Genomic DNA, 699 nt, shown 5'->3' with positions numbered 1-699 from the left:
AGGAACAGTGTTGAGCGCTGGTTTAGGACGTTGAAGGAGAGGACGAAGCGTTTCTGGAATAATTTCAGGGGTAAAGACTGGAGGAGAGTTCATAGGTTTGTTTTTCTGTTTGCCTTCTGGTATAATTTTGTCAGAATTCATTCTAGGTTTGATAGGCCTCCGGGTGATGTTATTGAATGGCTTCAGGAGGTGATGCCCCAGTTATCCTGACAATATCGTGAAAATTCAACAAAGTGTTCACGTTGTTTAAATTCACTGCTCTGTAACAGGGTTATGTGTAAATGCATGTTACATGCTTTGTTGTGTATTTTTAACTATTTTAATAGTAACAGAATTGCATATTCATGCAGTCAAAATAAAATTACAATTAGAAAAAGGACAACTAAGCTCGATAAGAAAAATTTATATAGGTCTTTGGCTATTTTACAAATAGAAGAGGTGATTAAAAATGGTGAAAGAAAGAATGGTAGAGCTTTTACAGGAGCACTTTGAACTGAAGTTGTACGAGGCTAGGGCTTATGTTGCATTGGTCGCCTTTGGGGTTCTCACACCCGCAGAGCTTGTGAGTGTTTCCGAAGTACCAGCTCCAAGAACTTACGATGTCTTAAGAAGTTTAGAAAAGAAAGGATTTGCATTGAGTCAACCAGGAAAAGCCAACAAATACAGGCCAGTGCACCCCAAAACGTTCTTGAGAAGTTC

The 699-nt window shown here is 38.9% G+C and carries 2 pseudogenes; both read left to right on the top strand.

Features of this window, described 5'->3' with window-relative positions:
- Nucleotides 1-210: pseudogene (locus THEPK_RS01175) on the top strand (IS6 family transposase); the annotation flags it as partial.
- A gap of 238 nt (nt 211-448) precedes the next feature.
- A pseudogene (locus THEPK_RS01170) lies at nt 449-699 on the top strand (TrmB family transcriptional regulator); the annotation flags it as partial.

The organism is Thermococcus sp. PK (assembly GCF_000430485.1).
Taxonomy (GTDB): Archaea; Methanobacteriota_B; Thermococci; order Thermococcales; family Thermococcaceae; genus Thermococcus_A; species Thermococcus_A bergensis.
The sequence above is the reverse complement of the archived record's forward strand: the minus strand, read 5'-3'. Positions and strand labels throughout refer to the sequence as shown.